Raw genomic sequence first — 12,559 nt, forward strand, 5'->3', positions numbered from 1 at the left:
AAGCCAGCTCCCACAGGTGGATCGTGTCGGCTCAATAACCGACGGTGAAACGCTGGCGCGAATGCTTCGGTGTTTCCACTTCATCAATCATCGCGATGGCGAAGTCGGCGAAGCTGATCCAGCTGCGGCCTTCGCGGCTCACCAGCAAATCATCCTGGCCCAGGCGGAAGGTGCCGGTGCGCTCGGTTTCAACGAATTCGGCCGATGGCGACAGGAAGGTCCAATCCAGTTCCTGTTCCTGACGCAACGCCTCGAGGAACGTCGCGCCGGCACTGGCTTCAGCCTTGTACGCCTCTGGGAAACCCTCGCTGTCGATCACCCGAGTGCCGCCCGGCAGCAGCAGCGAACCCGCGCCGCCCACCACCAGCAGGCGTTTGACCCCGGCTTTTTTCACCGGGCCGATCACCGCGCTGGCGGGCAGGGTGGCGAAATGCGCCGCGCTGATCACCACATCGCTGCCGCTGATGGCCTGTTGCAAGGCCTCGGCATCCAGCGCATCGACCTGTTTGACGCTGACGCCAGGACGCACGGCGAGCTTGTCAGTGTTGCGCGCGATGGCGGTGACGCTGTGCCCGCGTCGCAGCGCTTCTTCCAGCAGTTGGCTACCGGCGCGGCCGGTGGCCCCAATGATTGCGATCTTGCTCATGACATTCTCCAGTACGGTTAAGGTTTGAAACGCTTCACCACTTCATTTCGCCCTTGGCGACTTTGGCGCTCAGTTCCAGCGAACTTTCGTCGGCGAGGGTCGGGTAACGCTTTTTCATCGCCGCGATCAGGGCGGCGGAGTCCTTGGCCTTGGCGGTTTCTTCGTCAAAGGCCTGGATGTAGTCGGCGGTAAAGGCCACGGATTGCAGCGACGGGTTGCCGAGGAAATGCCCCGGAACCACCGTGCGCGGCTGCAGTTCGGCGATGCGTTGCAGGGTGGCCAGCCAGTCTTTATGGGACTGTGCGCTCTGAGTATCGGCCATCCACAGGTGGATGTTGTCGGCGACGACCACACCGCCGACCACGGCCTTGATCGACGGCACCCATACAAAGCTGCGATCCGGCTGCGGGCCGTCGAGGCCGATCACTTCCAGCGGTTGCCCTTCAAGCGTCAGGCGGTGGCCGTCGAGCACCTGCGGCACGATGGTTTTGCCTGGCTTGTCGGCGCCCATTTTCGGGCCCCAGAACGCCAGTTTGCCGGCGACGGTGGCGTTGATGTGGTCGACCACCGCTTGCGGGGCCAGCACCTTGGCGTCGGGGAATGCGGCGGTCAGGGTGTCGAGGCCGAAGTAGTAGTCCGGGTCGCCGTGGCTGATGTAGATGGTCGTCAGGTGTTTGCCGCTGGCGCGGATCTTCTGCACCAGGTGTTCGGCCTGGCTTTTGCCGAACTGCGCGTCGACCAGGATCGCGTCTTTCGCGCCGCTGACCAGCACCGAACTGACCGGGAAGATCGCGGCCTCGCCGGGGTTGTACACCTCGAGGGTCAGCTCGGCGGCGGCCGCCTGGACGGCGAAGGCCAGGGCGGCGGTCGCCAGGGTCAGGCGCTTGAGGGTGGACAACATCGGGCAACTCCGGCAATCGGTAAGGGATGCGCAGAGCTTAGTTGCACCAAACACCACAAAAAATGCGATGCTGGGACATAGTTTGTTTCTAAAATCGGGCAGATCATGGATCGTCTTCAAGCAATGCGCGTGTTTGTGACGGTGGTGGATCTGGGCAGCCAGTCCGCCGCCGCCGACCATCTGGACCTGTCGCGCCCGGTGGTCTCGCGCTACCTGGCCGAGCTGGAAGACTGGGTCGGCGCGCGCTTGCTGCATCGCACCACGCGCAAACTCAGCCTGACGGCTGCCGGCGGGGAAACCCTGCCACGTTGCCGGCAATTGCTGGAACTGTGCGGCGACATGCAGGCCGCCGTCAGCGAACCGGATGACGCGCCCCGTGGCCTGCTGCGCCTGAGTGTCAGCACCTCGTTCGGCCAGGCGCAGTTGGCCGAGGCCATCGCCGAATACGTCAGGCGCTACCCCTTGGTGACGGTCGACCTGCAGATGCTCGATCGCACGGTCAACCTGGTGGATGAGCGCATCGACCTGGCCATCCGCACCAGCAACGACCTGGACCCCAACCTGATCGCGCGGCGCCTGACGGTCTGTCGCTCGGTGGTGTGCGCGACCCCGGCCTACCTGCTTGAGCATCCGGCGCCGCAAAAGGTCGAGGACCTGGCGCGACACAACTGCCTGACCCACTCGTACTTCGGCAAAAGCCTGTGGCATTTCGAGGAAGGCGGCGAACACGTTTCGGTGCCGGTCCACGGCAATATCACCGCCAACGAAGCCAGCACGCTGTTACGCGTGACGCTCGCCGGGGCGGGGGTGGCGATGCTGCCCAGTTATCAGGCCGGCGAGCACATCCGCCGTGGCGAACTGGTGCGCCTGTTGCCCGCGGCCGAACCGCGGCAGATGAACATCTACGCGGTGTACGCGTCGCGCAAACACATGCCGTCGGCGCTGCGCAGCCTCCTGGATTTCCTGGTGCTGAGGTTTCCGGAAACGCCGGAGTGGGACCGGGGCCTGTGACCCGACAGACAGATGTTGAATGGCGTCCAATAATGGCAACTCGCCCTGGCTGACCTATGCTTTAAACAGCACCGAGTAGGTCCTTCAGAGGTCTGTGCCATGACCGTCAAAACCAGAAAGTACCTGAAAATTTTCATCCTTTGCGCCTTGGTCAGCGCGCTGTACGGCACCGCTGCCTATCGCGTCGAGCAGGCCCGCATGCAGCCGAGCTTTGCGATCAGTTGCCATCAGGATCAATGCATTCCGCGCACCGGCAGTTTCAGCGCGTTGCGCTAATGGCCAACCAAGGACGATCCCGCGTTTAATCCTCGGGTGTTTCGGCCTTGAGTCGTTCGCGAAATGCCTTGGGCGAAAACCCGACCCGGCGGCGGAATAGCCGCGAGAAGTTGGTCGGGTCGGAAAAGCCCAATACCTCCGACATTTCATTGATGGTCATGCTGGTGTAGGTCAGCAGGCGCTTGGCTTCCAGCAATTGGCGGTCGTGCATGATCTGTAGCGCGGGTTGCCCACCCAATTCCCGACATGTGCCGTTCAGGTGTGAGACCGAGATACCCAGCTTGTGGGCCAGGTCTTCAATCTTCGGGTGTTCGCGATAATGCTGTTCGACCAATTGGGTAAAGCGCCGGAAATACTCGCGCCCACGCGGTGCCCGCGGGTGGCGGCGCTGGATGGCCTGGCGGCTGATCCACACCAGCAACACGCTGACCAGGGCGTGCATCAGCATGTCCCGGGCCGGCTGCTCATCGGCGTATTCGTCCTGCAGGCGGGCGAACAGGTTGTTGAGATAGTCGCTGTCCTTGCCTGCCGGGTAACTGCCCAGCACCTGCAGGCCGTCCACCGTTGCGCCCAATTGCGCTTGCAGGTGGCTGACCAGCGGTGCCGCCAGGGTCAGCACGTAGCCTTCGACATCTTCCGCAAACCGGAATCCGTGCACACACAGCGGCGGCAGCACCTGCAAGGTCGCTTCGTTGAGGGTGGTGCGCTGGCCTTCGATTTCCAGTTGCGCCTGGCCTTGGTGGACGTACAGCAACTGGCACAGATCCGCGTGCCGGTGGGGCTGGATTTCCCACTGGTAGTCCCGGCTGCGTCGGGAAATCGTTTCGCAGTGCAACAAATCCGGCGTCGGCCATTGCTGGTTTTCCCCGTACAGCTTGAACACCGGAATCGCGGAACTGGCAGTTTTGGTCATAGTTTCAATCCGATACTCAGGCAAGTGGTTCGGTAATCGCCCCGATTGGCAAAAAGCGCAGGCTTTGGCGCAGTTTTCACCTTCTTATAGCGCCCACTCAAGTGAAAAATGTCAGCAATAAGACCAATGACAACTCTTTCACCTTATCCGTTCGGGTGAATTTTTCGGACCATAAAAATAATGAAAACGCTGAAAACTCAAGTCGCCATCATCGGCGCCGGTCCTTCGGGACTGTTGCTCGGCCAACTGTTGCAGCAGGCCGGTATCCAAACCCTGATTCTAGAGCGCCAGAGCGCCGATTACGTGCTGGGGCGCATCCGTGCCGGGGTGTTGGAGCAAGGCATGGTCGACCTGTTGCGCGAGGCCGGCGTCAGCCAGCGCATGGACGCGGAAGGCCTAGTCCATGATGGCTTCGAACTGGCGCTTAATGGCCAACTGACTCACATCGACCTCAAGGCGCTCACCGGCGGTCAATCGGTGATGGTCTACGGCCAGACCGAAGTGACCCGCGACCTGATGGCCGCACGCGCCGCCACCGGTGGCGTCACCTTGTATAACGCGCGTGAGGTGCAACCCCACGGGCTCAAAACTGATCAACCCTGGCTGACGTTCGAACATGAAGGCGAAGCCTTTCGCCTGGAGTGTGATTACGTGGCCGGTTGCGACGGTTTTCACGGTGTCGCCCGGCAATCGATCCCGGCCGAGTCGCTGAAGGTCTTCGAGCGGGTGTATCCCTTCGGCTGGCTGGGCATCCTGGCCGACACGCCGCCGGTCCATCCTGAACTGGTGTACGCCAAGCATGCGCGCGGGTTTGCCTTGTGCAGCATGCGTTCGCCGACGCGCAGCCGTTACTACCTGCAAGTACCCGTCGAGGAGTCGGTCGATGAGTGGTCGGACCAGCGTTTCTGGGCTGAACTGAAAACGCGCCTGCCAAGCCAGTTGGCCGAGCAGTTGGTGACCGGGCCGTCGATCGAAAAAAGCATCGCGCCGCTGCGCAGCTTCGTGGTCGAGCCGATGCAGTACGGGCGTTTGTTTCTGCTGGGGGATGCGGCGCACATCGTCCCACCCACCGGGGCCAAGGGCTTGAACCTGGCGGCGAGCGACGTGAGCACGCTGTTTCGCATCTTGCTCAAGGTCTACCGCGAGGGGCGCGTGGAGTTGCTGGAGAAATATTCGGAAATCTGCCTGCGACGCGTGTGGAAGGCTGAGCGGTTTTCCTGGTGGATGACGTCGATGCTGCATCAGTTTCCCGAAGCGGACGGGTTCAGCCAGCGCATTGCCGAGAGCGAACTGGCGTACTTCATCCACTCGCACGCCGGTCGCACCACCATCGCGGAAAATTACGTCGGGCTTCCTTACGAAGCTATCGAATAGCCTGCTATCGTATCGAGCATGCCCGCAGGTCGCCTTTTCCTGCGGGCCTTGCTCGAAGGTTTACCGTGACTCAGCTCAATCAGCCTACTCCAGCCGTACCTGCCGTGCGCAGCATCCTCGTCTCGTTGATGATGGCGATCTTCCTCGGTGCCTTGGACCAGACCATTGTCGCCGTGTCCATGCCGGCCATTTCCGCGCAGTTCCACGACGTCAACCTGCTGGCCTGGGTGATCTCCGGCTACATGGTGGCGATGACAGTGGCGGTGCCGATCTACGGCAAGCTCGGCGACCTGTACGGGCGGCGGCCGATGATGCTGATCGGCATGGGTCTGTTCACCCTGGCGTCGCTGTTCTGTGGCATGGCGCAAAGCATGGAGCAACTGGTGCTGGCGCGGGTGCTCCAGGGCATCGGCGCCGGCGGGATGATTTCGGTGAGCCAGGCGATCATCGGCGACATCATCCCGCCGCGCGAGCGCGGGCGTTACCAGGGCTATTTCAGCGGCATGTACGCGGTGGCCAGCGTGGCCGGGCCGGTGCTGGGCGGTTATATGACCGAGTACCTGTCCTGGCGCTGGGTGTTTTTGATCAACCTGCCGTTGGGCGCCGGCGCCTGGTACGTGGCCCATCGCAGCCTGGTCGGGCTGCCGTTGCCGCAACGCAAGCCGATCATCGATTACCTCGGCACCGTGCTGCTGATCATCGGCTTGAGCGCCTTGCTGCTGGGCATCACCGAAATCGGCCAGGGCCATGATTGGCGCAATGACTCGGTGCTAGCGTTGCTGGCCTGCGCGCTGGTGGCGCTGAGCATATTTGTCTGGCATGAGCGGCGTGCGCGGGAACCGTTGTTGCCGATGCACCTGTTCGCCAACCGCAGTGCTGTGCTGTGCTGGTGTACGATGTTTTTCACCAGTTTCCAGGCGATTTCCCTGACGGTGCTGATGCCTTTGCGCTTTCAGACCGTGACCGGCTCCGGCGCCGACAGTGCCGCGCTGCACCTGCTGCCACTGGCGATGGGCTTGCCGATGGGCGCCTACTTTGCCGGGCGCATGACCTCGGTGACCGGGCGCTATAAACCGCTGATCCTCAGCGGCGCCGTGTTGAGCCCCTTGGCGATTCTCGGCATGGCCTACAGTGCGCCGCAGGCGATGGGGCTGACGGCGATGTTCATGCTGCTGTGCGGCATCGCTGCCGGCATGCAGTTCCCGACCTCGCTGGTGGGCACGCAGAACTCGGTGGAACAGCACGATATCGGCGTCGCCACCAGCACCACCAACCTGTTCCGTTCCCTGGGCGGGGCGGTCGGGGTGGCGTGCATGTCGGCGTTGTTGCTGGCGCTGTTGCAGGACTCCAGCTTTGCCCACCTGGCCAGCGGCGCGCTGGTGGTCGAGGGCGGTTCCGGCAGCGTTTTGCTCGATGGCCTGAACGCCGCCCCAGGCCCGGCGCAGGATGCCCTGCGTGGAGAACTGGCGGTGACGTTCCGGCATTTGCTGATGGTCAGTGCGGCGGTGTCGTTGCTGGGGTTGGCGGCAGCGATTGCGATGCCTGATCGCATGCTGCGCGGCCGTGAAGACAAGGCCCGCTGACGGGCCGGCTGGAGATCCAAATGTGGGAGCGGGCTGGCCCGCTCCCACCGGTTTGACCGCCTGTGCAATTCAAGGGCTGTAAGAACCGACCGCCACCATGAAATGCCCGGTTTTGCGCAAATACGCATGCTTGTTCTCGACCTTGCCGGTCACCGGGTTTTTCCAACGGTACGTGTACTCACCCTGATCCTGCTCCGCCATCAACTTGAGGATCGGTGCGCCCACCGGCTTGCCGTCGGGGTCCTTGATCTTGCTGAAGTCGGTGTTGATCAGCCGCAGGTTGGTGCCATGGGCGGCATAGCGCCGGGTATCGAGGTCGACCACGAACACGTAGAGATCGTCCTGCAGGAAACCGCCCTGCAATGAGTTGATCGCCTTCAGCGTGCCGGCTTCATCCTTGACCAGCGCCTTGACGGCCTGGTCCCGCAGCGCTCGCGCCTGTTCCGGCGTGGCCCGTGGCAGGTAATAGCCCACCGCGAGGATGCGTTCGCCGACACGCTGATAAAACACATGCTTGTGTTCGATCTTGCCGTCGTTCCAGTTCTGCCAGCGGTAGTCGGCCTGCTGGATGCCCTGGCCTTCCGGCGCCTTGAGCGCGTCCTTGAACGACTGGCGCAAATCTGCCCCGAGCACTTCGGACACATCGCGGCCGATCAAGGCGGAGGAGGGCCCGCCGCTGGCCAGCAACACGCCCTGGGTGTCGACCACGAACACATAGCGGTCATGGTCGACGAACTCGCCCTGGCGGCTGAAGGCGGCGAAGGCCTTGTCGCCATTGCTCTGGTAGTAGGCCAAGGCTTTCCCCAGCAGAGCCTTGGCCGCCTGGGCTTCCTCCTCCGGCAAGGCGGCGGCGTGTACCTGGCTGAAACCCAACAGCAACAGCCAGCTGAATCGGAGCAGTCGCTTCATTATCCGTGCCTCGTTCTTATGGATGTGAGCACAGCTTAGACGGCTGCGGCTCAGGGCGCCGCCAGCCATTGATTAACGATGCCGTCGTACACCCCGGTGGCCACGCTCAGGTGCAACCACTGGTCGACGTAACTTTTCCAGGCTACATCGTCGCGGGGCAGCAGGAAGGCTTTCTCGCTGTACTGCATCTGCCGCTGCGGGTTGACCGCACACAGCCCCGGCTTGAGTTTCTGCTGGAAGCGCGCCTCGCTGGCGTCGGTGATCATCACATCGGCCTTGCCCGCCAGCAGTTCGTCGAAGATGGTCACGTTGTCGTGCAGGCGCAGTTGCGCCTGGCCCAGGTGCGCCCGGGCGAACACTTCGTTGGTGCCGCCCGCCGGTTCGATCACCCGCACCTGTGGCTGGTTGATCTGCTCGACGCTCTGGTAACGCTGCACATCGGCGCAGCGCACCAGCGGGATCTTGCCGTCGACGCCGAGGGACTGGCTGAAGAACGCCTTTTTCTGGCGTTCCAGCGACACCGAAATACCGCCCACGGCGATGTCGCAGCGGTGCGCGAGGAAGTCCGGCATCAGGCTTTTCCAGGTGGTGGGCACCCAGGCGATCTTGGCGTTGAGGCTCTTGGCCAGGGACTCGGCCATGGCGATATCGATGCCTTCGTAGCGGCCATCGGCACGCAGGAAGGTGTAGGGCTTGTAGTCGCCGGTGGTGCAGACGGTGAGCGTGCCGCTGTCGAGCACGTTGTCCAGGCGCGAGGGGGGCGTGTCCGCGAGGGCGGGTGTCGCCAGACTCACCAATACACACAGGGCTAAAGGAGCTTTCATGCGGTCGAGTCCTTGGGCATGATCGGGCGGCCATTATTTCCAGCAAGATGGCGGGGTGGCAAGGACGGCGAATGTTTAGCCAACGTGCAACCAAACTCCGTCAACCCTGAATTGACGCCCCTGACCCGGCGTGTGACGCTGCCAGGCATCTCCCTCACTGTGATTCGCCCATGGACGGTTACCCCGACACTTACCCCGAGACACTGCCTGGCGTCGTCGCGCCGAGCGGTCCGGCGGATGTCGAGGCGTTGCCCTCCGCGCTGGCTTTCTGGGCCCTGTTCCACTGTCGACATGCGCGCCCACCAGATACCTCTCGCCTACGTTGATCTATCCGATGGATGACGCGCACCTGCGCGCATCCGCCCGGCGGCGCCTGTGCGCCTGCCTGACGCAAACGTATGAGAATTGCCATGAGTGTTTTTGCCAGCCTGCACGAAGCCCGCTCTTTCCTTGAGCAGAACCCGGACATCGAGATGTTCGAGCTGTTCATCCTCGACAACAATGGCGTGCCGCGTGGCAAGTTGCTGCATCGCGACGAACTGCTGGCGGTGTATGAAAGCGGCCGCCCGCTGCCCAGCACGATCCTTGGCCTGACCATCCATGGCGATGACGTGGAAAACTCCGGGCTGGTGTGGGAGGTGGGCGATATCGACTGTCGCGCCTACCCGATCAGCGGCAGTTTGCAGCGCATGCCATGGCGGCTGATTCCGACGGCGGCGGTGCAAGTCAGCATGCACCCCACCGAAGGCTTGCCCGCCACCGTGGCCGACCCCCGGCACGTGCTGGCCAGGGTGATCGACGGGCTCAAGGCCGATGGTTATTACCCGGTGATGGCGGCGGAACTGGAGTTCTACCTGCTCGACCAGAAACCCGACCACAACGGCCGCCCGCAACCGGCGCGCGACATGGACGGCGGCCGCCCGCGTGCGACCCAGGTCTATGGCCTGCGCGAGCTGGAGCAGATCGAGCCGTTTCTCGCCGACCTTTACAGCGCCTGCAAACTGCAAGGTATCCCGGCGCGCACGGCGATTTCCGAATACGCGCCGGGCCAGGTCGAAATCACCCTCGAACACCGCACCGATGCCCTGCAAGCGATGGACGAAGCGGTGCGCTACAAACGCCTGGTCAAAGGCGTGGCGCACAAACACGGGATGACGGCGTGCTTCATGGCCAAACCGTTCGACGACCTGGCCGGCACCGGCATGCACATGCATGTCAGCCTGGCGGACGCCGAGGGTCATAACCTGTTCGCCAGCGAGGCCGCCGACGGTACGCCGCTGCTGCGCCAGGCCGTGGGCGGCATGCTCAGCACCTTGCTCGATTCGCTGCTGATGTTCTGCCCCAACGCCAACTCCTATCGCCGCTTCCAGACCAACAGCTATGCGCCGCTGGCCGCCACCTGGGGCGTCGACAACCGCACCGTCAGCCTGCGTGTGCCGGGTGGTCCGGCGCCGTCGCGGCACATCGAACACCGCCTCTGCGGCGCCGACGCCAACCCCTATCTGGCGGCGGCGGCGATCCTCGCCGGTATCCACCGCGGCATCCGCGAACGACTTGACCCCGGCGCTCCGGTGGAAGGCAACGGCTACGCCCAGGCCAACGCGTTGCTGCCCACCGATTGGCTCACCACCCTGCGCGCCCTGGAAGACTCCAGCTGGGCACGGGAGGCGTTCGGCAGTGAGTTCCTGGGCGTGTACCTGGCGGTGAAACGGGCTGAATATCGGCAGTTCATGGGCGAGGTGGGCGAGCAGGATTGGCGCTGGTATCTGCACTCGGCGTGAACGGATTGACGGTGGTGGTTTTTTCGACCTTTTTTTCACGTTGCACTGGTTAAGCTGCGAATCAAGGTCGTTCACTACCGTTCCACTCACATGAGCCCGTGATGTTGTCACCACCACTTTCGTCCATCGAGATCGAATACGCCGAACGCTGTGACCGTGAGCACGCCAGGGTCTGCGGCGATACGCGCCCGCCTGGACTGCGCCGGCGTCTGGCGGCGTGGCGTGACGGGCGGCTGGTGCGCAATGCCCTCAAGGTGGCCGGCGAGCCCGGTCTGATCCTCGACCTGGCCTGCGGTTCGGGGCGGTTCTGGCCGGTGTTGGCCGAACACGTCAACCGGGTCATCCTCGCCTCGGATAACTCCCAGGACATGCTCGACCACGCCCGCACCCATCACCCGGCGGCGCTGCTCAAGCGGGTCAAGACCTTTCAGGGCTCGGCATTTTCCATCGGCTTGTCGGCGAACGCGGTAGATTGCATTTTCTGTCTGGAATTGTTTCGCCACGTGCCCAGCCGCGAAGGGCGCCAAGCGCTGCTGCAGGAGTTTCATCGGGTCAGCCGCGACACCGTGATCGTGTCGGTCGCCTCCCGGACGCCAGTGGAGGGGGAGTTCTGCCAGGCGGGGTTCCAGGTCCTGAATCACCAGGAGTTCATTCCTGGCTCCAGCGTATGGCGTGTCTACGTTCTACGTAAGATGGGATAACTCCAATCTGTCCGACTATTCTTCACATGCTGTCGGAGTTTTCATGATTGCGTGTGCACTGCGGATGCTCGCAAGTCCCTTCCGCGATATATACTGCGCGCCATTCTTCAAGGGAGAGCCGTGTGGCCATCGATATTCACTGGATCTGCGACAACGATAGCCTCGGCCAGCATTGCGCCGAATGGCAGCAGTTGCCATTCGTCGCCCTCGACACCGAGTTCATGCGGGTCGACACCTTTTATCCCATTGCCGGGCTGATCCAGATCGGTGATGGCGTTCGCGCTTACCTGATCGACCCCCTGACCATCGACAACTGGCAACCGCTGGCGGCGTTGCTGGAAAACCCGGCCGTGATCAAAGTGGTCCACGCCTGCAGTGAAGACCTGGAAGTGTTGCTGCGCCTGACCGGCAGCCTGCCAGTGCCGTTGTTCGACACCCAACTGGCCGCGGCTTACCTGAACCTCGGCTTCTCCATGGGCTATTCGCGCCTGGTGCAAGCCGTGCTCGATATCGACTTGCCCAAGGGCGAAACCCGCTCGGACTGGCTGCAGCGCCCGTTGTCCGAGACCCAGGTGAGCTACGCCGCCGAAGATGCGGTCCACTTGGCCGAGGTCTTCATTCGCCTGCGCCCGCGGCTGTCGGACGACAAGTACGCCTGGGTCCTGGAAGACGGTGCCGAACTGGTGGCCAACCTGCGCCGCGAAGTCGACCCTTACGAGGTGTACCGCGAGGCCAAGCTGGCGTGGAAACTGTCCCGTGCCCAACTCGCCGTGCTGCGTGAACTGTGCGCCTGGCGCGAGCAGCAAGCGCGTGCCCGTGACCTGCCGCGCAATCGCATCATTCGTGAACACTCGCTGTGGCCCCTGGCCAAATCCCAGCCGGATAACCTCGCCGCCCTGGGCAAAATCGAAGACATGCACCCGCGCACCGTGCGTCAGGATGGCCAGTTTCTGCTGGACCTGATCAAGCGCGCCGGCAGCGTGTCCATGGACCAATGGCCGCCCGCCGTGGCTGAACCGCTGCCGGTGGACGCCGCGACGCTGATCAAGCACCTGCGCGCCTTGGGCCAGGCGCAAGCCGAACGTCTGGAGATGGCGCCGGAACTGATGCTGCGCAAGAAAACCCTCGAAGCCCTGGTCAAAAGTGGCTACCCCGACGGGCCTTACCAATTGCCAGACTCGCTGCGTGGCTGGCGCCGCGAGTTGATGGGCCAGGCGCTGCTCGACAGCCTGGCCACTGCCGGAGAACAGCCTTGAAACGTATTTGCTCCATCTATCGCAGCTTGAAACGCAACGAAATGTATCTCTACGTGCTGAAAAGTGATGCCCTGGAGCGCGTGCCGGAACCCTTGATGGAAGCCTTCGGCAAGGCCCATCACGCCTTCGACATGGTGCTGACGCCCGAGCGCAAGCTGTCGCGCGAGGACATCGCAGTGGTCCTGGAAAACCTCGAAAAGCAGGGCTACCACCTGCAAATGCCACCGGCCGAGGACGAGTACATCGAACACTTGCCCGAAGAGCTGCTGCGCCGCAACGACCCGATGTGATCGTGGCGTGCCCTGCCCGGGGCGCATTCTTTTCCATGGAATCGTATTAATGGATGGTGGCCGTAAGGATGCGGGCGGCCGTCCGCATTGTTTT

The 12,559-nt window shown here is 63.0% G+C and carries 13 protein-coding genes; 8 read left to right on the top strand and 5 right to left on the bottom strand.

Annotated elements, in window-relative coordinates:
* Positions 1–31: 31 nt before the first annotated feature.
* Complete coding sequence (locus RGV59_RS13415; RefSeq protein ID WP_017848732.1) at positions 32–646, bottom strand: NAD(P)-dependent oxidoreductase; 615 nt, start codon at positions 644–646, stop codon at positions 32–34.
* Between the two features lie 34 nt (positions 647–680).
* Positions 681–1,547 (bottom strand): MBL fold metallo-hydrolase, encoded by an 867-nt coding sequence (locus tag RGV59_RS13420; RefSeq protein ID WP_126586408.1) that lies wholly within the window; start codon positions 1,545–1,547, stop codon positions 681–683.
* A 105-nt stretch (positions 1,548–1,652) separates the two neighbouring features.
* Here RGV59_RS13420 and RGV59_RS13425 point away from each other — a divergent pair, with 105 nt between their 5' ends.
* Positions 1,653–2,558 carry a LysR family transcriptional regulator gene (locus RGV59_RS13425; RefSeq protein ID WP_032804836.1) on the top strand — a complete coding sequence of 302 codons (906 nt, stop codon included), beginning with the start codon at positions 1,653–1,655 and terminating at the stop codon, positions 2,556–2,558.
* A gap of 99 nt (positions 2,559–2,657) precedes the next feature.
* On the top strand, positions 2,658–2,834 hold the full coding sequence (locus tag RGV59_RS13430) for a hypothetical protein (RefSeq protein ID WP_017848735.1): 177 nt from the start codon (positions 2,658–2,660) through the stop codon (positions 2,832–2,834).
* Between the two features lie 25 nt (positions 2,835–2,859).
* On the opposite strand, the gene RGV59_RS13435 is transcribed toward RGV59_RS13430, so the two are convergent.
* Complete coding sequence (locus tag RGV59_RS13435) at positions 2,860–3,747, bottom strand: helix-turn-helix domain-containing protein (RefSeq protein ID WP_046490390.1); 888 nt, start codon at positions 3,745–3,747, stop codon at positions 2,860–2,862.
* Between the two features lie 189 nt (positions 3,748–3,936).
* Here RGV59_RS13435 and pobA point away from each other — a divergent pair, with 189 nt between their 5' ends.
* Together pobA and RGV59_RS13445 are read left to right on the top strand one after the other, a co-directional pair.
* On the top strand, positions 3,937–5,121 hold the full coding sequence (gene pobA, locus RGV59_RS13440; protein ID WP_169884575.1) for a 4-hydroxybenzoate 3-monooxygenase: 1,185 nt from the start codon (positions 3,937–3,939) through the stop codon (positions 5,119–5,121).
* 65 nt (positions 5,122–5,186) lie between these two features.
* Complete coding sequence (locus RGV59_RS13445) at positions 5,187–6,704, top strand: MDR family MFS transporter (protein WP_126586406.1); 1,518 nt, start codon at positions 5,187–5,189, stop codon at positions 6,702–6,704.
* Between the two features lie 69 nt (positions 6,705–6,773).
* On the opposite strand, the gene RGV59_RS13450 is transcribed toward RGV59_RS13445, so the two are convergent.
* On the bottom strand, positions 6,774–7,613 hold the full coding sequence (locus RGV59_RS13450) for a cache domain-containing protein (RefSeq protein ID WP_017848739.1): 840 nt from the start codon (positions 7,611–7,613) through the stop codon (positions 6,774–6,776).
* A 50-nt stretch (positions 7,614–7,663) separates the two neighbouring features.
* Complete coding sequence (locus RGV59_RS13455; protein ID WP_017848740.1) at positions 7,664–8,437, bottom strand: transporter substrate-binding domain-containing protein; 774 nt, start codon at positions 8,435–8,437, stop codon at positions 7,664–7,666.
* A gap of 410 nt (positions 8,438–8,847) precedes the next feature.
* Here RGV59_RS13455 and RGV59_RS13460 point away from each other — a divergent pair, with 410 nt between their 5' ends.
* The 4 genes from RGV59_RS13460 to RGV59_RS13475 all read left to right on the top strand — a co-directional run bounded on the left by RGV59_RS13460 (position 8,848) and on the right by RGV59_RS13475 (position 12,465).
* Positions 8,848–10,218, top strand: coding sequence for a glutamine synthetase family protein (locus RGV59_RS13460; RefSeq protein ID WP_046384337.1), 1,371 nt, complete (start codon positions 8,848–8,850; stop codon positions 10,216–10,218).
* Between the two features lie 101 nt (positions 10,219–10,319).
* Positions 10,320–10,919 (top strand): class I SAM-dependent methyltransferase, encoded by a 600-nt coding sequence (locus RGV59_RS13465; protein WP_017848742.1) that lies wholly within the window; start codon positions 10,320–10,322, stop codon positions 10,917–10,919.
* A gap of 122 nt (positions 10,920–11,041) precedes the next feature.
* Positions 11,042–12,175 (top strand): ribonuclease D, encoded by a 1,134-nt coding sequence (gene rnd / locus RGV59_RS13470; protein ID WP_046490395.1) that lies wholly within the window; start codon positions 11,042–11,044, stop codon positions 12,173–12,175.
* Positions 12,172–12,465, top strand: coding sequence for a YcgL domain-containing protein (locus RGV59_RS13475; RefSeq protein ID WP_017848744.1), 294 nt, complete (start codon positions 12,172–12,174; stop codon positions 12,463–12,465). The genes rnd and RGV59_RS13475 overlap by 4 nt, the downstream gene beginning before the upstream one ends.
* Positions 12,466–12,559: the final 94 nt, after the last annotated feature.

This window comes from Pseudomonas sp. FG1, assembly GCF_034313875.1.
Classification (GTDB): Bacteria; Pseudomonadota; Gammaproteobacteria; order Pseudomonadales; family Pseudomonadaceae; genus Aquipseudomonas; species Aquipseudomonas veronii.